At 77.1% G+C, this 17736-nt stretch carries 22 protein-coding genes; 9 read left to right on the top strand and 13 right to left on the bottom strand.

Annotation, left to right across the window (positions count from 1 at the left end):
• Window positions 1-6 precede the first annotated feature (6 nt).
• A complete protein-coding gene (locus ACOQFB_RS20410) occupies window positions 7-1011 on the top strand; it encodes a glycosyltransferase family 2 protein (protein ID WP_421610146.1) in 1005 nt (334 codons plus the stop codon).
• Between the two features lie 72 nt (window positions 1012-1083).
• Here the strand turns inward: ACOQFB_RS20410 and bfr are convergent, their stop codons facing one another.
• The 3 genes from bfr to ACOQFB_RS20395 all read right to left on the bottom strand — a co-directional run bounded on the left by bfr (window position 1084) and on the right by ACOQFB_RS20395 (window position 2128).
• Window positions 1084-1560 (bottom strand): bacterioferritin, encoded by a 477-nt coding sequence (gene bfr / locus ACOQFB_RS20405; protein ID WP_059438469.1) that lies wholly within the window; start codon window positions 1558-1560, stop codon window positions 1084-1086.
• Window positions 1561-1679: 119 nt separating this feature from the next.
• Window positions 1680-1892, bottom strand: coding sequence for a (2Fe-2S)-binding protein (locus tag ACOQFB_RS20400; protein ID WP_160309029.1), 213 nt, complete (start codon window positions 1890-1892; stop codon window positions 1680-1682).
• Window positions 1889-2128, bottom strand: a complete 240-nt coding sequence (locus tag ACOQFB_RS20395) for a hypothetical protein (RefSeq protein ID WP_237758038.1) — start codon at window positions 2126-2128, stop codon at window positions 1889-1891. The genes ACOQFB_RS20400 and ACOQFB_RS20395 overlap by 4 nt, the downstream gene beginning before the upstream one ends.
• Window positions 2129-2302: 174 nt before the next feature.
• Between ACOQFB_RS20395 and ACOQFB_RS20390 the strand changes: the two genes are divergently transcribed.
• On the top strand, window positions 2303-3355 hold the full coding sequence (locus ACOQFB_RS20390; protein WP_059438465.1) for a DUF4303 domain-containing protein: 1053 nt from the start codon (window positions 2303-2305) through the stop codon (window positions 3353-3355).
• Between the two features lie 38 nt (window positions 3356-3393).
• Window positions 3394-4218: a class I SAM-dependent methyltransferase gene (locus ACOQFB_RS20385; protein ID WP_059438466.1), complete on the top strand. Its 825-nt coding sequence runs from the start codon at window positions 3394-3396 to the stop codon at window positions 4216-4218.
• Here the strand turns inward: ACOQFB_RS20385 and ACOQFB_RS20380 are convergent.
• Both ACOQFB_RS20380 and ACOQFB_RS20375 read right to left on the bottom strand, forming a co-directional pair.
• Window positions 4215-5120 carry an RluA family pseudouridine synthase gene (locus tag ACOQFB_RS20380; protein WP_059438467.1) on the bottom strand — a complete coding sequence of 302 codons (906 nt, stop codon included), beginning with the start codon at window positions 5118-5120 and terminating at the stop codon, window positions 4215-4217. The two genes, ACOQFB_RS20385 and ACOQFB_RS20380, sit on opposite strands and share 4 nt — an antisense overlap.
• 22 nt (window positions 5121-5142) lie before the next feature.
• Window positions 5143-5418 carry an FmdB family zinc ribbon protein gene (locus tag ACOQFB_RS20375; RefSeq protein WP_059438468.1) on the bottom strand — a complete coding sequence of 92 codons (276 nt, stop codon included), beginning with the start codon at window positions 5416-5418 and terminating at the stop codon, window positions 5143-5145.
• A 177-nt stretch (window positions 5419-5595) separates the two neighbouring features.
• Here ACOQFB_RS20375 and ACOQFB_RS20370 point away from each other — a divergent pair, with 177 nt between their 5' ends.
• A complete protein-coding gene (locus tag ACOQFB_RS20370) occupies window positions 5596-6975 on the top strand; it encodes a hypothetical protein (RefSeq protein ID WP_421610147.1) in 1380 nt (459 codons plus the stop codon).
• A 151-nt stretch (window positions 6976-7126) separates the two neighbouring features.
• Here ACOQFB_RS20370 and ACOQFB_RS20365 read toward each other — a convergent pair whose 3' ends face one another.
• On the bottom strand, window positions 7127-7471 hold the full coding sequence (locus ACOQFB_RS20365) for a hypothetical protein (RefSeq protein WP_237758201.1): 345 nt from the start codon (window positions 7469-7471) through the stop codon (window positions 7127-7129).
• 253 nt (window positions 7472-7724) lie between these two features.
• Between ACOQFB_RS20365 and ACOQFB_RS20360 the strand changes: the two genes are divergently transcribed.
• Window positions 7725-8177: a CoA-binding protein gene (locus ACOQFB_RS20360; RefSeq protein ID WP_421610148.1), complete on the top strand. Its 453-nt coding sequence runs from the start codon at window positions 7725-7727 to the stop codon at window positions 8175-8177.
• A 26-nt stretch (window positions 8178-8203) separates the two neighbouring features.
• Here ACOQFB_RS20360 and ACOQFB_RS20355 read toward each other — a convergent pair whose 3' ends face one another.
• The 6 genes from ACOQFB_RS20355 to ACOQFB_RS20330 form a co-directional block, all read right to left on the bottom strand.
• Window positions 8204-8374 carry a hypothetical protein gene (locus tag ACOQFB_RS20355; protein WP_421610149.1) on the bottom strand — a complete coding sequence of 57 codons (171 nt, stop codon included), beginning with the start codon at window positions 8372-8374 and terminating at the stop codon, window positions 8204-8206.
• 157 nt (window positions 8375-8531) lie between these two features.
• Window positions 8532-9488, bottom strand: a complete 957-nt coding sequence (locus ACOQFB_RS20350) for a COX15/CtaA family protein (RefSeq protein ID WP_421610150.1) — start codon at window positions 9486-9488, stop codon at window positions 8532-8534.
• A gap of 54 nt (window positions 9489-9542) precedes the next feature.
• Window positions 9543-10232, bottom strand: coding sequence for a hypothetical protein (locus ACOQFB_RS20345; protein WP_059439502.1), 690 nt, complete (start codon window positions 10230-10232; stop codon window positions 9543-9545).
• A gap of 58 nt (window positions 10233-10290) precedes the next feature.
• Window positions 10291-11268, bottom strand: coding sequence for a hypothetical protein (locus tag ACOQFB_RS20340; RefSeq protein WP_421610151.1), 978 nt, complete (start codon window positions 11266-11268; stop codon window positions 10291-10293).
• Between the two features lie 43 nt (window positions 11269-11311).
• Complete coding sequence (hflX, locus tag ACOQFB_RS20335; protein ID WP_421610152.1) at window positions 11312-13135, bottom strand: GTPase HflX; 1824 nt, start codon at window positions 13133-13135, stop codon at window positions 11312-11314.
• 123 nt (window positions 13136-13258) lie between these two features.
• Window positions 13259-13534, bottom strand: a complete 276-nt coding sequence (locus ACOQFB_RS20330) for an STAS domain-containing protein (protein ID WP_059438827.1) — start codon at window positions 13532-13534, stop codon at window positions 13259-13261.
• A 306-nt stretch (window positions 13535-13840) separates the two neighbouring features.
• On the opposite strand from ACOQFB_RS20330, the gene ACOQFB_RS20325 reads away from it, so the two are divergent.
• The 4 genes from ACOQFB_RS20325 to ACOQFB_RS20310 all read left to right on the top strand — a co-directional run bounded on the left by ACOQFB_RS20325 (window position 13841) and on the right by ACOQFB_RS20310 (window position 16709).
• Window positions 13841-14131, top strand: coding sequence for a hypothetical protein (locus tag ACOQFB_RS20325; RefSeq protein WP_059438826.1), 291 nt, complete (start codon window positions 13841-13843; stop codon window positions 14129-14131).
• Window positions 14132-14323: 192 nt separating this feature from the next.
• Window positions 14324-15571 carry an MFS transporter gene (locus tag ACOQFB_RS20320; RefSeq protein WP_059438825.1) on the top strand — a complete coding sequence of 416 codons (1248 nt, stop codon included), beginning with the start codon at window positions 14324-14326 and terminating at the stop codon, window positions 15569-15571.
• Window positions 15572-15574: 3 nt separating this feature from the next.
• Window positions 15575-16093, top strand: coding sequence for a 3'-5' exonuclease (locus ACOQFB_RS20315; RefSeq protein ID WP_059438824.1), 519 nt, complete (start codon window positions 15575-15577; stop codon window positions 16091-16093).
• A 7-nt stretch (window positions 16094-16100) separates the two neighbouring features.
• Window positions 16101-16709 carry a LysE family translocator gene (locus tag ACOQFB_RS20310; protein ID WP_059438823.1) on the top strand — a complete coding sequence of 203 codons (609 nt, stop codon included), beginning with the start codon at window positions 16101-16103 and terminating at the stop codon, window positions 16707-16709.
• A gap of 4 nt (window positions 16710-16713) precedes the next feature.
• Here ACOQFB_RS20310 and ACOQFB_RS20305 read toward each other — a convergent pair whose 3' ends face one another.
• Window positions 16714-17583, bottom strand: a complete 870-nt coding sequence (locus ACOQFB_RS20305; protein ID WP_421610153.1) for a M48 family metallopeptidase — start codon at window positions 17581-17583, stop codon at window positions 16714-16716.
• Window positions 17584-17736 lie beyond the last annotated feature (153 nt).

The raw sequence follows: 17736 nt of genomic DNA, 5'->3' as shown, positions 1-17736 counted from the left end.
GCGCCGGTGCCCAGGGTCGCCGTCCTCCTCCCCGCGCGCGACGCCGCCCGCACCGTGCGGGCGGCGGCCGCGTCGATCCTGCGCCAGACCGAGCGCGACCTGGCGCTCGTGTGCGTGGACGACGGCTCGCGCGACGGCACCGCCGAGCTGCTGGAGCGGCTCGCCGCGCGCGACCGGCGGGTGCGCCTGCTGCGCGGCCCCGGCGAGGGGATCGCCCGGGCGCTGCAGCGAGGCCTCGCCGCCTGCGACGCCGAGGTGGTGGCGCGGATGGACGCGGACGACGTGGCCCACCCGCGCCGGCTCGCGCTCCAGCTCGCCGCGCTCCGCGCCGATCCGTCGCTCGCCGCGCTGGGCGGGCGGGTCCGGCTCTTCCCGCGCGCGGCGGTGCGCCCGGGCATGGCGCGCTACGCGGCGTGGCTGAACGGCCTCGTCACGCCCGCGCTGGTGGAGCGCGACCTGCTGGTGGAGGCGCCGCTCGTCCATCCCGCGGCCGCGATCCGGCGCGACGCGCTGGAGCGCGCCGGCGGCTGGCGCGACGGCCCGTTCCCGGAGGACTACGATCTCTGGCTGCGCCTCGCCGCCGCCGGCGGGCGGCTCGGCAACCTGGCCGAGCCGGTGCTCGCCTGGCGCGAGTCGCCCGGGCGGCTCACCCGCACCGACCCGCGCTACGCGCTCGCCCGCCACGTGGCGCTGAAGTGCGCGCACCTCGCCCGCCACGTGCTCCGCGGCGCGCCGGAGGTGGCGCTGTGGGGGGCGGGGGAGACCGGCCGCGCCTTCTCCGACGCGCTCCGCGCCGAGGGGATCGCGACCGCCGCGTTCGTCGAGGTCGATCGCAAGAAGATCGGCCGCACCGTGCGCGGGGCGCGGGTCGTCTCCTACGAGGAGGTGGGCCGGCTCCGCGGGCTGCCGCTGCTCGTGGCGGTGGGCGCGCCCGGCGCGCGCGACCTCATCCGCGCGGAGCTCTCCCGCGCCGGCTTCGAGGAGCTGGCCGACTACCGCTGCGTCGCCTGAGGGCCTCCGCGCTCCGCTCGCCCCTCGACAGGCTCGGGGTGAGCGGAACCTCGGTTGCATCGGGCGCCGGGGTCAGCCGTCCTTCTTGAGCTGCTCGGTCAGGTAGTTCTGCACGCCGATCTGGTCGATGGCGGTGAGCTGCGTCTCGAGCCAGTTCGCGTGCTCCTCCTCGCCCTCCAGGATGTCCTCGAGGAGGTCGGCGGAGCCGTTGTCGCCGGCGTTCCGGCAGGTCTCGATGCCGCGGTTGAGCACGCCGATGGCGTGCTTCTCGAGGTCGAGGTCCGCGGCCAGGATCTCGGGCACGCTCTCGCCGATGTTGATCTTGGCGAGCTTCTGCACGTTGGGCATGCCGTCGAGGTACAGGATGCGCTCGATCAGGTGGTCGGCGTCCTTCATCTCGTCGATCGACTCGGCCCGGAACTTCGCGTACAGGCGGTCGTAGCCCCAGTTCTCGCAGACGCGCGCGTGCAGGAAGTACTGGTTGATGGCGGTGAGCTCGTTGGTGAGCACCTCGTTCAGCACGTCGAGCACCTTGGCGTCGCCCTTCATCACCCCTCCGTTCGTGTCCGGGTCCGGCGCCGGCCGGCGCACCGAAGCCTAGCGGCGGAGACGGCCCGCGGCTCGGGCGGGCCCCAACTGAGCGTCACCGGGGGCGGCGGCCCGCGCGATCAGGCGGCGTCGCGCCGCGGGGCGGCCTGGGCGCGGGCGCAGGCGGGCGCGGCGGCGGCGCCGCCCGCGTGGACCTTGGCGAGCGCGGCCACGCAGCAGCGGCAGGCGGTCCCGGCCCCCGTCTCGGCGATCACCTGGCGGAGCGAGGCGCCCTCGGCCGCGCGCCGCCGGACCAGCGAGTCCGACACGTTGAAGCAGAGGCAGAGGATCACGCCCGCCCCCATCCGCGCGGCAGCGGACCCGCCGCCCCGGCGCGGCACGCGGCGCAGCAGCCGAACAGCCGCAGCCGCGGGGCGCGCACCTCGAAGCCGTTCCGCGACGCGGCGGAGGCGGCGAGCGCGCCGAGGTCGGGGTCGATGGCCACCACCGCGCCGCAGCGCGTGCAGACGAGCGCGCAGGCCGGCTCGGCGGTGGCGGGGGAGGGGACGGGATCGCGGGGAGGATGCACCAGGGCTCCGGAGCTGATGTTGAGAATGACTCTCACTATCATGGGCGCGGCCGGCCGTCATGACGCCCATCAAGCGGGGGTCGGTTCCCGGCGGCCGGGCGGGGAGGCGCCCGCCGCGGGGAGGGCGCCGGCGCGTTGCGGGCGGGGGGCGGGACGGTCTAGGGTCCCGGAAACGTGCCGGATTCCTTCGACCTGGGCGCCTTCCGCCGAGACCTCACCCGCCGGACGGCCGACGCGGTGCACGCGCTGCGGGCCCGCATCGGCTCCGAGACCCTGTACGGCTTCGCGCTGTTCACGAGCGGGGAGCGCGACTTCGCCTGGGTGCGCGCCTCCGCCAACACCGAGGACGCGCTCACCCGGCGCGCCGCCGCCGCCGCCGCGCTGGACCCGCGCTTCCGCGGCGAGGCCGGGCGGCGCCTGCTGCGCTGGTCGGCGCCGGACTGGGAGTACCACGACTTCGCGCCGGAGGTCCGCGGCCTGGCGGTGCCGCCGCCCGAGGGCCGGCGCCCCACGCTCGACCCCGCGCTCTACGACGCGTTCGTGGGCGCGCTGAAGGCGGTGGACCGCGCCGGGCTGTTCGGCCGCGGCGCCGACCGCGCCTTCCTCACCGTGAACATCCTCTGCGACCACGCCTCGCCGGCGTTCTTCCGCCGCGGGCTCCGCGCGCTCAACCCGGTGCCCACCGCCGAGCGGCACCTGCACGAGACCGCCGCCGCGCCGTTCGTCCGCTGCGTGAACCGCGCGCCCCGCCGCGAGCGGATGCGCATCTGGCTGGCGCTCTACGAGGACCTGTACATGGAGTGGCGCACGCCCATCGCCGAGGAGGCGCGCGCGCGGGGCCTCAGCCCGTGGGACGTGGAGGAGGAGCTGGCGCGCTTCGGGCCCAAGGTGGTGCCGGCGCTCATCGACCTCCTCGCGCACTACGGCTTCGCCGCGCCCATCGACCACAACCGCGGCTTCGAGACGCGCGAGGTGTGGCTGGCCGGGTCGGCGCTGTTCCTGGTGCGGCGCATCGGGATGGTGGCCGAGGCGGAGGTCGCGCGGCTGCAGCGGCTGGTGGGCGACTTCGCCGAGCGCGACCGCCGCCTGCGGGTCGCGTCCACGCTGGCCGAGAACACCGCCCGCGTGCTGCACGAGCTCCGCCCGCGCCGCTTCCCGCCCTCGGAGATGGACCCGCTCACGTTCAAGCTGACGAACCCCGAGCCGTTCCTGCTGCGGCGGCCCTGATCGCCTCGTCCGCGCCGTGGCATAGTGCGCCTCCGCGCATGACCGACCGAAGCCGCCGAGCCCGCCCCGCCGCCGCCCGCGCCGCCGCACGCCCTTCGCCGCACGACCGCCACGTCCTGTACGAGCGCGCCGTCCAGCACGCCGACAGCGAGCTCGACCTGGTGGACCGGGTGGTGCGCCGCGGCGGGGGGACGCCGCGCCGGCTGCGCGAGGACTTCAGCGGCACCGCGCTCCTCTCCGCCGCCTGGGTCCGGCGCGGCCGGGACCGCAGCGCGGTGGCGGTGGACCTCGACGCGTCGGTGCACGGCTGGGCCCGCGCCCACCGGGTGCCGGCCCTCGGCGCGGCCGCGGCGCGGCTCCGGCTGGTGGAGGCCGACGTGCGGGAGGGGCCGCCGGGGCCGTTCGACGCGGTGATCGCCTTCAACTTCAGCTACGGCGTGCTGCAGACGCGCGCGGCGCTGGGCGCGTACCTGCGGGCCGCGGGGGCCGCGCTCGCGCCGCGCGGCGCGCTGCTGCTCGACGCGTACGGCGGCTGGGACGCCGAGAAGGAGCTCGAGGAGCGGCGGCGCATCGGCGGCGGCGTGAGCTACGTGTGGGAGCAGGAGTCGTTCGACCCCATCACCCGCCGGGTCCGCTGCGCCATCCACTTCGAGCTGCCCGGCGGCCGGCGCCTGCGCCGCGCCTTCACCTACGACTGGCGGCTCTGGACGATCCCCGAGCTCACCGAGCTGGTGCAGGAGGCCGGGCTCGAGCCGGAGGTGCTCTGGGACGTGGCGCCGCGGGGCGCGACGCGGTACGTGCCGCGCCGCTCGGCCTCGAACCAGGGCGGCTGGATCGCGTACGTGGTGGGGCGGCGGCGCTAGCCCGCGTCGGGCGGGACCAGCGCCGCCTCGACGGCGCGGAAGTCCTCGGGCGGCTCGGCCTCGAACACCAGCCGCGCGCCGGTGACGGGGTGTGGCAGCTCGAGGCGCGCGGCGTGGAGCATCACCCGCGGCACCGCCACCTCGCCGACCCGGCGCGGCCCGCCGTAGCGCGCGTCGCCGAGCAGCGGCGCGCCGAGCGCCGCGAGGTGCACGCGAATCTGGTGGGTGCGGCCGGTCTCCGGGCGCGCCTCCACCTGCGCGCCGCCGGGCGCTTCACGGAGGGTGCGGTAGCGGGTGGCGGCCGGCTCGCCGGCCGGATCGACGCGGCGCAGCCCGGGGCGCGACGGGTCCTTGCCGAGCGCGAGCGCCACGCGCCCCTCCGGCGGCGAGGGCGCGCGGGCGCAGAGCGCGAGGTAGGTCTTCTCCGGCGTGCCGGTGCGGAACGCCTCCGCGAGCGCCGCGGCGGCCTCCCGGGTGCGCGCGAACACCGTGACGCCCGAGGTCTCCCGGTCGAGCCGGTGCACCAGCGTCACCGGCGCGCCGAGCAGCGCCGAGACCAGCTCGGGCAGCGCGCCGCGGTCGGTGGTGAGCGTCGGCTGCGCGGGCACGCCGGCGGGCTTGTCCACCGCGCACAGGTCCGCGTCGGCGTAGAGCAGCCGCTCCCGCCCGAACGCGGCCGGCGCGGGCGCGGCGCGGCCGCCCTCCTCGAGGTTCACCACCACCTGCTGGCCGGGGGTGAGCGTGCGGCCCGCCACCTTGCAGCGGCGGCCGTCCACGAACACGCCGCCCGCCTCGATGGCGCGCCGGGCCAGGCCGCGCGAGATCCCGCCGCGCGCGGCGATGAACCGGTCGATCCGCTCGTACCGATCGACGTCGGGCACGAGCAGGGTCAGGCGGCGCACGGGCGGGCGGGGGCGCGGCGCGCTAGGCGGCCGACTTGTTGGCCGGGCAGCTGGCGCAGGCGCCGGACTTCGGCTCGGGCTTGCTCTCCGGCTTCCGGTCCGGGGTGATCGCGGCGGCGCTCTTCCCGCCGTAGTCGGTGATGTAGAAGCCCGAGCCCTTGAACGCGAACGCGCTCGCGGACATCAGCTTCCGCACCTTCGAGCCGCACACCTCGTGCACCTGCAGCGCCGGATCCGACATCTTCTGCAGGGCGTCGAACCTCCCGCACTTGGGGCACTCGTACTCGTAGATGGGCATCGCGAAGAATCTCCAGCCCGGAACGTAAAGTCCGGGGTCCTGCTGTCAAGCGATCGGCCGTCCAGCGGGACGGCGCGGGGCGCGCGCGGCGGGCCGGTGGCGATCCGCGCGCCGTGCTAAGTACCCGGGCGCCGGACCGATCCGCGACGGCGGCCGCGGCGGAGGTGCCTTTCTACCATGGACGCGCAGGAGAGGGATCGGCTGGCGGGCGAGCTGGACGCGCTGGCCGCGGCGCTCGAGGAGGCGCGCGGGCGCCACGCCGCCGGCCTGGACCCCGAGCCGTCGCTCGCGGCGGCGTTCGCCGCGCGCTCGGAGGCGGCGCACCGGCGGACCGTGGACGCGTTGAGGGACGCGGGCGAGGAGGCGCTCGCCGCGCGGGTGGCGGCGCTCCGCGCCGAGCGGGCGGCGGCCGGGCACGAGGAGGCCTGGCGGGCGGCCGAGGCCGCGGCGCGCGGGCGCGGTCCGGACGGCGAGGCGCCGCTCGCGGCGCTCGAGCTGGCGGCGCTGCGCGAGCGGGATCGCGGGCGGCGCCTGGCGCTGGCGCGGGCCGCGGCGGAGGCGCTCGGGCCGGCGGCGGCGCACCGGGAGGCGGCGTGCGAGGCCGCGGCGCGGGCGCGCGCCGAGGTGGGCCACGCGCCCGACTGGCGGGTGGTGGTGGAGGGCGACCAGCTCCTCGCCGCGTCCGACGACGCCTGGCGCGACGTGCTCGCCTACCGGGCCCGCACCGAGCTCGCGCTCGAGCCGCTCCCCGCGGGCGACCTCGCCCGCGCCGACCTCCTGCACCTCGCCGCGCTCTCGCGCTGGGACGGGCTGTTCCGCGCCGGGATGCTGCCGGTGGCGCTGAAGCTCACGCTCGAGCCGCTCGGCCTCGACGGCCGCGCGCGCGTGGACGCGGCCGACCGCCCGGCGCAGTGGCCCGGCGTGCACGTGCACGGCGCGCGCATCTCGTTCCGTCCGCGCGGCGGCGCGGGCGACTGGCAGGATCTCGCCGAGGGGGTGGGGCGCGCGCTCGGCGCCTCGGCCGCGCCGGCGCACCGCCGCGATCCCGCCTTCGGCGCCGCGCTGGGCTGGCTCCTCGGCTCGCTGCTCCTCGAGCCGCGCTGGCTCGCCGACCGCGCCGGCGTCGAGCGCCGGCAGGCGGCCGACGTGGTGCGGGACCTCGCGCTGCGGCGCCTGCTCGCGCTCCGCGCGCGGGCCGCGGCCCTGCGCGTCGCGACCGAGGTGGAGCGCGGGCTCTCCGGCGCGCGCTGGCGCGAGGCGTACGCGGAGGCGATGGAGGGGGCGACCGCGGCGCGCTGGGAGGGCGTGCGCGCGGCGCGCGACGCGGACGCCGCGGCGCACGCGGCGGCGCTGCGCGGGGCGGACGCGGGCGAGCGGCTCCGGCGCGACCTGCGCGAGCGGCTCGACGAGGACTGGTGGCGCAACCCGCGGGCGGCCCCGCTGCTCGCCGGCCTGCTCGCGGCCGGCGCGCTGCCCCCGGCGCCCGGAGACACGACGCCCGCGCCGGGGGACGCGGCGCGGGCGCTGGTGGCGCGGCTCGAGGGGAAGCCGGCCTAGAGGAACGTCTCACGGGGCTGCGCCCCGCCCCACGGAGCGGAGCTCCGCGGGGGCCCACCCTGCTCGCCGGGTCCCGTGCGCCGCCGCGGGCGGCTTCGCCGCGCGCGCGACGGCGCCCCGGCGGGCTCGCTGCGCTCGCGAGGTTCGGCCTCTACAGGCCTTTCTTCCGGAGCGCGCGGATGATCTTCTCCTTCGCGCGGGAGGGCGCGGCGGCGGCCGGCGCCCGGGCCGGCGCGGTCTCCGGCGCGCCGGCCTGCGCGCGCTCGCGCCACTTCATGTACGCCTCGATCTCGTAGGAGAGGACCTCGATCTCGAGGTCGCTCAGCCCCTCGGCGCTGCGCTCGAGGGGCGCGCCGCGGGGCGGGGCGGCGCCGAGGCGCATCCGCATGACGCGCTCCTCCTCCGGCGTCAGCTCGCGGGCCGGGCCGCGCCGCAGCGCCGCCTGGGCCGAGCCCTCCGTCACGACCGCCGTGGTGCCCTTCTTCTTCGTCTCCATGAGGGCCATCGTAGGCGCCGCCCAGGGCGTGTCCATTTTTCGAAGGACGCCGCCCTCCCCTCCGGCCGTGCTGCCAAGCCCTCGCGATTCCGGCCGATTTCGCGCCCGGGGTCCCACGTTCCGGACGGGTTGCCCTCGCCCCGCCTCCGGACCCAGAGTCGTTGCAGGCGCGCCGCGTCCGGACCCAGAGTAGTTGGAAGCAGGCGGGGTGGCGCGGGGCCGGCGGCGTCGCCCACGCCCCGAGGAGGCCGAGATGGCGGACTGGCAGGAGAACCTGATCGAGCGTGACGAGGACATCCGGAAGCTGCTCGCGCCGGTGCGGCGCGTGGCGGTGCTCGGCATGAAGACCGAGGCCCAGTCCGACCAGGCCGCCTTCTACGTGCCGCGCTACCTGAAGGACGCGGGCGTCGAGGTGGTGCCGGTCCCGGTGTACTACCCGGAGGCGAAGACCATCCTGGGCGCGCAGGTGTACCGGAGCGTCGCCGCCATCCCGGGCCCGGTGGACCTCGTGGACGTCTTCCGGCGCCCGGCCGACGTGCCGGCGCACGTGGACGACCTCGTGGCGAAGAAGCCGGCGGTGGTCTGGCTCCAGCTCGGGATCCGCAACGACGCGGCCGCGGAGGCGCTCGCGCGGGCCGGGATCCGGGTGGTCCAGGATCGCTGCCTGATGGTGGATTGGCGCAGGCTCGGGCCGGCCGCGCGCTGACCGCGGGCCGGCCCGGCGGCCCCGGGCTACGGCGCGAGCGGGATCGAGATCTCCTCGAGCACCGTCACCGCGCGCGGCGCGCTCGCCGCGCGGACCACGTCCGCCGGCGGGTTGGCCATCCTCAGCGTGAACGCGGCGAGCAGCGCGACCGCCAGCACCAGCACGCCGTAGCCCTCGACCGACTCCAGCTTCGCCATGGCGACCCCCGATCGACCTCCGACGTCGATTCTACGGCCGGGCCGCAAGTTCATTTCAGGCCACTCCGTCGCAGGCCCAGCCAAGGCGGGGGACGCTGTGCGTGAAGGGGCGAGCCCGGCGACGGACCTCCCCTCGCCGGAAGGGAGGGGGCCCGGGCTAGCCCAGCGCCGGCGCCTCGCCGCGCGCGGCGCCCGCCGGCGCGGCCGCGGCGCCGGGGGGCGCGAGCGCGGCGGCGGCGAGCACCACGAGCGCGACCCAGAGGAGGTCGGCGACGAGCAGGTGCACGAGCTGCATCCACACCGGCGCGAGCAGCGCCACGTTGAGCACGCCCGCGAAGAGCTGGAGGCCGGCGAGCAGCAGCACGGCGAAGGACGCCGAGCGCGTGTCGGCGTCGGGGCGGGCGCGCAGCGCGGCCCGCGCCGCCCAGCCGAGCGCCACCGTCGAGAAGACGGCCACGAACGGGTGGAGCACGCGGAGCCGGAGCAGCACGTGCGCCTCCTCCGACAGCTCCTGCCGGAGCCCCTCCGCGAACGACGTCGCCGGGAACAGGGTGTCGCCGAGCGCGGCGATGGCCCCGCTGGCGCCGGTCAGGATGAGCGCCCCGGCGGCGACGCCCAGCGCCGCGGCCAGCCCGGCGTGCCCGCGGAGCGCGAGCCCGCGCGGTCGCCCGGCGAGCGCCGCGGTGAGCGCGATGGCGCCGACCAGCAGGAACGTGTTGGTGAGGTGGACGGCGACCACCCAGCCGCGCGCGGCCGAGTCGTCCTTCGCCACCCAGCCGAACAGCACCAGCCCGGCGCCCACCAGCGCCTCGACCACCACCAGCGCGAGCGAGGCCCAGGCCGCCCGGCGCGCCGCGTGCCCGGCGGGGAAGGTGCGCCGCGCCGCCACCACCAGCCCGACCACCAGCAGGAGCGCCACGCCGCTCGTGGCACGGTGGGTGAACTCGATGACCGTCTCCAGCGCCGGCGACCGCGGCACCACCTCGCCGTTGCACATCGGCCAGTGCTTGCCGCACCCGGCCCCGGAGCCGGTGGCGCGCACGAACGCGCCCCACACGACCACCGCGAGGTTGTAGGCGAGCACCGACCAGGCGAAGCGGACGAAGGCCTTCATGCCGCACGGAAGACCACGCCCGCGGCGCGAACGCAACGGCTCCGCCGGGTCCCGCTACCCGGCCCCGCCGCGCCCCTGGGCGCGCGCCTCCCACTGTCGCTGCAGCGTCCGCCAGCCGTCCTCCGCGGCCACCGCGGCGCGCCCGGCCTCCGCGGCGTGCGCCTGCGCGTCGCGCTCGGCCGCGACCGCCTTCGCCACGTGCGCCTCGAACCGGCGCGCGTCGTACTTGCCCGCCGCCGGGATCCCGGCCGCCGCGAGCGCCTGCAGCTTCGCCTGCTCCAGGCGCGCCTGCGCGGCCGCCTCGTGCGCCTCGGCGGCGTCGAGATCCGCCTGGCGCGCCTCGGCCAGCCGCTTCGCGAACGCGAGGTGCGCGTCGGCGGCCTGGCGGTGCAGCGCGGCGGTGTCGGCGAGCGCCTGGGCCCGGGCCTTCCAGGCGGTGTCGCCGGACGAGTTCGCGCCCTTCGCCTCGGTGGCGGCGCGCTGGAGGTCGGCCTCGGCGGCGGTGCGGTCCGCCTCGGCGTAGCCCTGCTCGCGCTTCGCCTCCTGCAGCCGGAGCTTGGCGCGGGCCACCGCGTCGCGCGCGGCCGCCGCGTCGGCGCGGGCCGGCTCCACCGGCCCGAGCTGGCCGGGCCCGAGCCGGCCGAAGTCGGCGTCGGACACCGGCGTGAACTCCTCGCGCGTCTGGACGGTCCGGCAGCTCGCCAGGACCGCCAGCGCGATCCCCGCTGCGAGCGCGGTGCGCATGGCGACTCCCCCCGGCGCGAAATCTGCTGCCTCCCGCGGGGCGCGGCACGCGCCGGCGCTACTCGCCCTCGTCGGCGGGCTCGCCGGGGCGCGCCGGCTCCTCGCCGCGCTTCTTCAGGCCGGCCGCCTCGAGCGCGGTGGACGGGCCGGCCGGCTTGCGCTCGTCGGGCAGCGCGCCGGCGGGCGCCGTCACCGGCCCGACCGCCGCGCCGAGCGCCTTCACCTCGGCGAGCAGCTCGAGCCGGGCCTTCACGCCGGGTGCGCTCGGCACCTCGAACGCGCCGGAGAGCCGGACGCGCAGCGGCACCCCGGTCTCGGCGTCGGCGAGCAGCTCGCCGTCGGCGGCGACCGGCACCCGGCCCTGCAGGAACGCGAGGCGGCGCGCGGTGTCGGGATCGGGCGCGGGGGTGCCCGCCGGCGGCGTCGGCGGGGCCGGCGGCTCGACGCCGGGGGCGGGGGGCGCGAGCGAGAGGCGGTAGCGGCGGGCGGCGCGGCCGAGCAGGCGCGCCTCGCCGGCGGGCTCGAGCCGGAGCGCCGGGCCGTACAGCGCCGCCACGGTGGCCGCCAGGCGGAAGCTCTCGTCGCGGAAGCGGCGCGCGTCGCGGCCGCGGTCGGTGGGGCGCTCGCGGAAGGCCGCGGGCAGCGCGCGGGCGTAGGTCGTGCCGCCCGTCCAGATCACGTGCTTCCCGCCGGACGAGCCGGGCCCGAGGCCGGGGTCGATCTCGGCGCGCACCTCGAACTCGCCGGTGGCGGACTGGCGGAGCTGGTGGTGCTCGGTCACGTGCACCTGCCGGGCCTCCTCGCCGGGCGCCGCGACCGTCCAGTCGGCCGCCGCGGTCCAGTCGAACGCGCCCAGCCGGCGCGCCGCCTCGTCGGCGTCGAGCGCGAGCGCGGCCTCGGGGTGCTCGGGGTCGAACGCGGCGGGGGCGGGCTCGCGCGGCCGGTCCTCGCGCCCGAGCACGCGCGCGCGCGCCTCCGGGTCGCTGCGGGAGCAGGCGAGGGCGACGAGGCAGAGGGCGAGCGAGGCGCGGCGCATGGCGGGGCATCCTCTCACGAGTTCCGGCGACCCGGGAGGCGCCTCACGAGACGCGGCGCAGCGAGGCGGGGAGGAGCCGCGGCGGGGCCGGCTCGCCGGGGCCGGGCACGGAGGCGGCGGCGGGCGCGGGCGGCTCGGGGGCGAGCGCGCGCGCGGCGTCGTCGTCGCCGGCGCGGCCGCCGTCGGCGGCGTCCTCGCCGGCGGGGGCCGCCGCGATCACGTCGCCGAGCGCCACGCGGCCGTCGGTCCAGAGCAGCTGCTCGCAGCGCGCCAGCAGGCCGCCCAGCCCGGCCCGGGTCACGGCGGACACCGCCGCCGCGTCGCGCCGCTGCGCCAGGGCCGCCTGCGTCTCGGGCGGGAGCCGATCGACCTTGTTGAGCACGAGGAGCCGCCGCTTCCCGTCGAGGCCCAGGCCGCGCAGGATCTCCTCCACCGCCGCGATCTGCTCCTCCTGCCGCGGGTCGGACGCGTCCACCACGTGCAGCAGCAGGTCGGCGTCGCCGAGCTCCTCCAGCGTGGCGCGGAACGCGTTCACGAGGTCGGGCGGCAGGTCGCGGATGAAGCCCACCGTGTCGGTGATGATCACCTCGCGGTCGCGCGGGAAGCGCAGCCGGCGGCTGGTGGGGTCGAGCGTCGCGAACAGCTTGTCCTCGGCGAGCACCGCCGAGTCGGTGAGCGCGTTGAGGAGGGTGGACTTGCCGGCGTTGGTGTAGCCGACGATGGAGAGCACCGGCAGGCCGCGCGCGTTGCGCTGCTTGCGGCGCAGGGTGCGGTCGGCGCCGAGCCCCTCGATGCGCCGCTCCAGCGCGGTGATGCGGTCGCGCACGCGGCGCCGGTCGATCTCGAGCTTCGTCTCGCCGGGCCCGCGCCCGCCGATGCCGCCGGCGAGCCGCGAGAGCGAGTCGTCCCGGCCGACGAGGCGCGGGTACAGGTACTTCAGCTGCGCCAGCTCCACCTGGAGCTTGCCGTCGGCCGACTGGGCCCGCTGCGCGAAGATGTCGAGGATGAGCTGGGTCCGGTCGAGGATCTTGAGGCTGGTGGCCTCGGCGATGTGGCGCGCCTGCGACGGCGACAGCTCGGCGTCGAAGACGATGACGGTGGCCATGCGCTGCATGGAGCGCAGCACGATGTCCTCGAGCTTGCCCTTGCCGATGAGGTAGCGCGGGTCCGGGTCGCGGCGGAGCTGCAGCGTCGCCTCGAGCACCTCGACGCCGGCCGTGCGGGCGAGCTCCTTCAGCTCCTCCAGCGAGGCCTCCGCCTCGGCGCGCCCGCGCCCCTTGCCGCCGAAGCCCACCAGGATGGCGCGCTCCCGGCCGCCGGTGCGGCGCGCCGCCCGGGCCCGGGCGAACTCGTCCTCGAGCGCGAGCGCGCCGGAGAGCGCGTCGTAGGCGAGGTCGTGGACGGTGGGCGCCTCCTCGTCCTTCCACATGGCGCCCTGCGGGTTCTCCGGGAGCAGGTGCGCGTAGTGCACCCGCCCCGGCAGCCCGTCGTCGCGCACCTCGATGGCGGCCACGAGGTCGAGGCGGAGCAGCGCCAGGTCGGTGTGGTCGTCGCGGGTGAGCGGCTCGCCGTTCAGGTGCGTGTGCACGAGCCGCAGGCCGCGCAGGCGGCTCTCGCCGGCGCGGCCGCGGCCGACGTCGGGGAGGTCGAGCTTGCGGGCGTCGCCGACCACCACCGCCTGCACGTCGCCCTTGCGGTCGAGGAGCACGCCGACCTGCCGGTTGGTCTCGCGGGAGACCTCGGCGAGGTGGCGCGCCAGCTCGGGCGACACGATCGACTGCGCGTCGACGCGGCGGCGGTAGGTGCGGCGGAGGGCGTGGAGCTGCGAGGGCTTGAGGCCGAGGGTGTTGCCGTGGACTTCCTGCATTCGTTGCGAGGAGTCTACCGCGGCGCGGCCGCCGGATCGACGCGATCTGCGGCGGGCGAGGGGCCGACCGCGCGGGGTCGGCCGGCCGGGGAGGGGCGCGCCGCCGCCCGGGGGCGGGCGCGGCTAGGCGGCGACCGCGTCCAGGCCCAGGTAGCGCAGCAGCCGGAGCTGGTGCTGGCCGAGGCCGCGGAAGGACGCGCGGATCCCGCGGGCGGAGAGCGCCTGCGCCAGCACCGCCAGGCCGAAGTCGTGCAGCTCGCGCACGTGGGTGAGGTCGATCCGGACGAGCGAGCCGGGCGCCGCCGCCGCGAGCTGGGCCGCGAGCCGGCGCGCCGTGGGCACGTCGAGCACCCCGTCCAAGCGGATGGCGTTCGCCTCGAGCGCGATGGCCGCTTCCATGGCTGTCTCCCCCGGGCGGCGCGCGGACGGCGCCACCGACGCTGCACCCAGGATTATCCGCGCCGGCCCGCACGATCCGCAAACTCGCGGTGACGGCATGATGACGCACCGGAGGCGCGGCCGGGGCGCGCGCGGGCGGGATCTCACACGATCGGTGCAGGGGCGCGCCGCCCACAGCGGCGCCTGCGGCGGCGACGGGCCGGGCGGCGCCCCATCCCCTGCCAGGAGGATGCGGGTCCGGCCGCGGCGGCGCGATGCTCGTCTCGCCTCACCGTGGTCCGGGATCTGCAAAGCCTGGAGACCGCCATGAACCGGTTCATCGTCCGCCGCCGCGCCGACGGCGTCGTGCACCTCCGGCGCCGCTCCTTCCGCCACCTCCTCGTCGATCGCATCGCCTGGACGATGGCCCTCCTGTTCGTCGCCACCGCCGCCGCGATGACCGCGCTCGTGGCCGCGCTGGTGGAGTTTCCGCTCCTCGTGATCCTGCTCGCGCCGGTGGTCGCCCTCGGCATCTGGGCCGGCCGCCTCGCCCGCGGGGACCGGCTGCAGCCCGCGCCCGCGCCGGTCGATCCGCGCCCGCCGCGCCGCGTCGCCTGATCCGGCCCCGGCAGCCCGGCGCCGGAAATCCGACACCGACCGGCCGGTACCGCGACGCGGGTGCCCGGCTCGAGCCTCCCCGGCGCGCGATCCCTGCGCGCGGGCCGGGCAGCCGCGCGCCGATTGCGCGGGCAGCGGCGGGCGGCGTCCGCCTCGACGGGAGGCCGCCGGCATGGTCATATCGCCGCACCGATGGACTCCCCCGCACAGAGCGCCCGCGCGGGCGCCGGCACCGTCCTGAACGCGGCCGTGGTGGTCGCCGCCCTCGGCTACTTCGTCGACATCTACGACCTCATCCTCTTCAACATCGTCCGGATCCCCAGCCTCACCGCGATCGGCCTCACCGGCGACGCGCTCGTGTCGGAGGGGCTGTCGGTCCTGAACTGGCAGATGGTGGGGATGCTGCTCGGCGGCATCGTCTTCGGGATCGTGGGCGACAAGCTGGGCCGCCTCCACATCCTGTTCGGCTCGATCACGCTCTACTCGATCGCCACCATCGCGAACGGGTTCGTGCACGACCTCGCCACGTACAAGGCGCTCCGCTTCGTGGCCGGGCTGGGCCTCGCGGGCGAGCTCGGGGCCGGCGTGACGCTGGTGGCGGAGATCCTGCCGGCCCGGCTGCGCGGCTACGGCACCATGCTGGTCGCCTCGGTGGGCGTCTCCGGCGCCATCGTCGGCAACGTGGTGGCGAAGACGCTCGACTGGCGCGTGGCCTACTGGGTGGGCGGCGGGCTGGGGCTGCTGCTGCTCGTGCTGCGCATCAAGGTGAGCGAGTCGGGGATGTTCCAGGCGATCCGCCACGCGCACGTCCGGCGCGGCGACTTCCTCACCCTGTTCCGCGGCGGCGAGCGCTTCCGGCGCTACCTCTCCTCGATCCTCATCGGCGTGCCGATCTGGTGCTCGAACGCGATCCTCATCGCGCTCGCGCCGGAGTTCGGGCGCACGCTGGGCGTCACCGGCCCGGTGACCGCGGGCGACGCGGTGATGTTCTTCTACGGCGGCCTGGTGGTGGGCGACCTGTCGAGCGGGCTCCTCTCGCAGGTGTGGCGGAGCCGGCGGAAGGTGGTGCTCCTGTTCGTGGCGCTGCTCGCCGCGGCCAACGTCCTCTACTTCGTGGCCGGCCGCGGCGCCTCGCCGGCGCTGTTCCTCGGCGCGTGCGGCCTGCTCGGCGTCGCCGGCGGCTACTGGGCCATCTTCGTCACCGTGGCGGCCGAGCAGTTCGGCACCAACCTGCGGGCCACCGTCGCCACCACCGTGCCCAACTTCGTGCGGGGCCTCGTCCCGGTGTGCACGCTCTCGTTCCAGTGGGCCCGGCCGCACCTCGGGCTGGTGGGCGCGGCGGCCGCCGTCAGCGCGCTCTGGTTCGGCCTCGCGCTCGTGTCCGCGTTCGGGCTGCGCGAGACGTTCGGCGTGGACCTCGACTACGTCGAGGCGGACTAGGCCATGTCGGCGTACGTGGTGGACGTGGAGGCGGACGGGCCCATCCCGGGCAAGTACTCCATGGTCTCGTTCGGCGCGGTGCGGGTCGAGCCGGGGCTGTCGCGCACCTTCCGCGGCGAGGTCCGTCCCATCTCCGACCTGTGGCTCCCCGAGGCGCTCGCGATCTCGGGCGTCACCCGCGAGCAGCACCTGCGCTTCGGCGAGCCGGGCGAGGTGATGGCCGCGTTCGAGCGCTGGATCCAGGAGACCACGAAGGGCAGGCCGGTGCTGTTCTCGGACAACCTCTCCTTCGACTGGCAGTACGTGAACTGGTACTTCCACACGTACCTGGGCCGGAACCCGTTCGGCTGGAGCGGCCGGCGCATCGGCGACCTCTACTGCGGGATGGTGAAGGACGGCCACGCGCAGTGGAAGCACCTCCGCGCCACCGCGCATGACCACGACCCGGTGAACGACGCGAAGGCGAACGCCGGGGTGCTGCTCCAGCTCGTGGACATGGGCCTGAAGCTGAACCTCAAGTGAGCGCCCGGTGACGCTGTTCGCCCAGGGCGCCCTGCTCGGCCTCTCCGCCGCCGCCCAGCCCGGGCCGTACCAGGCCTACCTGCTCGCGCAGTCGCTCCGGAACGGCGCGGTCCGCACGCTGCCGGTGGTGCTCGTGCCGCTCACCTCCGATCCGCCGGTGATCGCGGCGGTGCTGGTGGCGCTCGCGCAGGTGCCGGCCGGCCTGCTCCGGGCGCTGCAGCTCCTCGGCGGCGCGGTGGTGCTGTGGCTGGCCTTCACGGCGCTGCGCGGGCTGCGCGCCCCGCCCGCCGCGCCGGAGGCGAAGGCGCCGCCGCGCGGCTTCTGGCGGGCGGTGCTCCTCAACTTCACCAACCCGAACGCCTGGATCTTCTGGAGCGCGGTGGGCGGCCCGGTGCTCGCGGCCGCCTGGCGGGACGGTCCCGGCGACGCGGGCGGGTTCCTGGCCGGCTTCTACGCGTTCCTGCTCGGGGGCAACGCCGCGCTGGTGGCCGCGGCGGGCGGCCTGGGCCGGCTCGGGCCGCGCACGCAGCGCGCGCTCACCGCGGTCTCCGGGCTGGCGCTGCTCGCGTTCGGCCTGTGGCAGCTCGCGAAGGGGCTCTCCGGCCCGCGCGCCTGAGCCGCTACCTGCCCGCGCCCTGCGCCGGCGGCGCGGGCGGCGGCGGGATCGCCTTCAGCCGCTCCTTCACCTTCGCGAGCTCCGCGCCGCTTCGGCCGCCCGAGCCGGCGAGGTGGTGCTTCGCGACGTAGCGGTCGACCTTCTCGATCCGGTCCGGCGTGGCCGGGTGGGTGGAGAGGTACGTGGTCCAGCCCGGCTGCTTCCCCTCGCCCTTCTCCAGCTTCTGGAAGAACGTGGCGATGCCGCGCGGATCGTAGCCGGCCGCGGCCGCGTAGCGCGCGCCGTACTCGTCGGCCTCGCTCTCGTCGGCGCGGGAGTACGCGAGCAGCGCGCCCTTGCCGGCCAGCCCCGCCGCGAGCTGCGCCGCGCCGTTGGGGTTCTTCCCGAGCGCGATGCCCATGACCGTCTCGAGCCCCATGGCGTTCACCATCTGCCGCGCGGAGTGGCGCGCCACCACGTGCCCGGCCTCGTGCCCGAGCACGCCGGCCACCTCGGCGGTGTCGTCCGCGGCGAGCAGCAGGCCCGAGTAGACGTACAGGAAGCCGCCCGGGGTCGCGAACGCGTTCACGGTCTTCGGGTCGTTGATGACCTTCACCGACCAGTCCACGTCCGGCCGGTCCTTCTTCGCGCTCGCCAGGATCTTGCCGGTGATCCCCTGGACGTAGGCGTTCACCGCCGGGTCCTCGAGGTACTGGACGTGCTCCTTCGTCTCGAGCTGCTCCTTCACCTGCAGTCCGAGCTGCCTCTCCTGCTCGGTGGGGATGAGCACCGAGGCGAGGGTGGTCTCGGTGGCGACGCGCTGCTTGCCGGTGCAGGCGGCGGCGAGCGCCAGGGCCGCGAGCGCGGCGAGCGGGGTGCGAGACGGTCGGTGCATGCCGGTTCCCTCCGGCGCGCTTCTAGCGCCGGCCCGGCGTGGGGTCATCGTCCGCACGGGGGTGCGGCGCGAAGCCCGGTGATCGGTCCGGGGCGCGGGCGGGGCGGGCGCGTCCCGCGCGATCCCGGATTTGAAGCCCGCCGCTCCCCCGCG

The sequence above is a fragment of the Anaeromyxobacter sp. Red801 genome (assembly GCF_049201065.2).
GTDB lineage: Bacteria > Myxococcota > Myxococcia > Myxococcales > Anaeromyxobacteraceae > Anaeromyxobacter.
The sequence above is the reverse complement of the archived record's forward strand: the minus strand, read 5'-3'. Positions and strand labels throughout refer to the sequence as shown.

Bases quoted from the DNA above. Each gene is read 5' to 3' on its own strand.
- bfr (WP_059438469.1), bottom strand. From the start codon at position 1,560: ATGAAGGGCGACGCCAAGGTGCTCGACGTGCTGAACGAGGTGCTCACC.
- ACOQFB_RS20385 (WP_059438466.1), top strand. From the start codon at position 3,394: ATGACCGACCGAAGCCGCCGAGCCCGCCCCGCCGCCGCCCGCGCCGCC.
- ACOQFB_RS20375 (WP_059438468.1), bottom strand. From the start codon at position 5,418: ATGCCCATCTACGAGTACGAGTGCCCCAAGTGCGGGAGGTTCGACGCC.
- ACOQFB_RS20370 (WP_421610147.1), top strand. From the start codon at position 5,596: ATGGACGCGCAGGAGAGGGATCGGCTGGCGGGCGAGCTGGACGCGCTG.
- ACOQFB_RS20365 (WP_237758201.1), bottom strand. From the start codon at position 7,471: ATGGAGACGAAGAAGAAGGGCACCACGGCGGTCGTGACGGAGGGCTCG.
- ACOQFB_RS20360 (WP_421610148.1), top strand. From the start codon at position 7,725: ATGGCGGACTGGCAGGAGAACCTGATCGAGCGTGACGAGGACATCCGG.
- ACOQFB_RS20355 (WP_421610149.1), bottom strand. From the start codon at position 8,374: ATGGCGAAGCTGGAGTCGGTCGAGGGCTACGGCGTGCTGGTGCTGGCG.
- ACOQFB_RS20350 (WP_421610150.1), bottom strand. From the start codon at position 9,488: ATGAAGGCCTTCGTCCGCTTCGCCTGGTCGGTGCTCGCCTACAACCTC.
- ACOQFB_RS20345 (WP_059439502.1), bottom strand. From the start codon at position 10,232: ATGCGCACCGCGCTCGCAGCGGGGATCGCGCTGGCGGTCCTGGCGAGC.
- ACOQFB_RS20340 (WP_421610151.1), bottom strand. From the start codon at position 11,268: ATGCGCCGCGCCTCGCTCGCCCTCTGCCTCGTCGCCCTCGCCTGCTCC.
- hflX (WP_421610152.1), bottom strand. From the start codon at position 13,135: ATGCAGGAAGTCCACGGCAACACCCTCGGCCTCAAGCCCTCGCAGCTC.
- ACOQFB_RS20330 (WP_059438827.1), bottom strand. From the start codon at position 13,534: ATGGAAGCGGCCATCGCGCTCGAGGCGAACGCCATCCGCTTGGACGGG.
- ACOQFB_RS20325 (WP_059438826.1), top strand. From the start codon at position 13,841: ATGAACCGGTTCATCGTCCGCCGCCGCGCCGACGGCGTCGTGCACCTC.
- ACOQFB_RS20320 (WP_059438825.1), top strand. From the start codon at position 14,324: ATGGACTCCCCCGCACAGAGCGCCCGCGCGGGCGCCGGCACCGTCCTG.
- ACOQFB_RS20315 (WP_059438824.1), top strand. From the start codon at position 15,575: ATGTCGGCGTACGTGGTGGACGTGGAGGCGGACGGGCCCATCCCGGGC.
- ACOQFB_RS20305 (WP_421610153.1), bottom strand. From the start codon at position 17,583: ATGCACCGACCGTCTCGCACCCCGCTCGCCGCGCTCGCGGCCCTGGCG.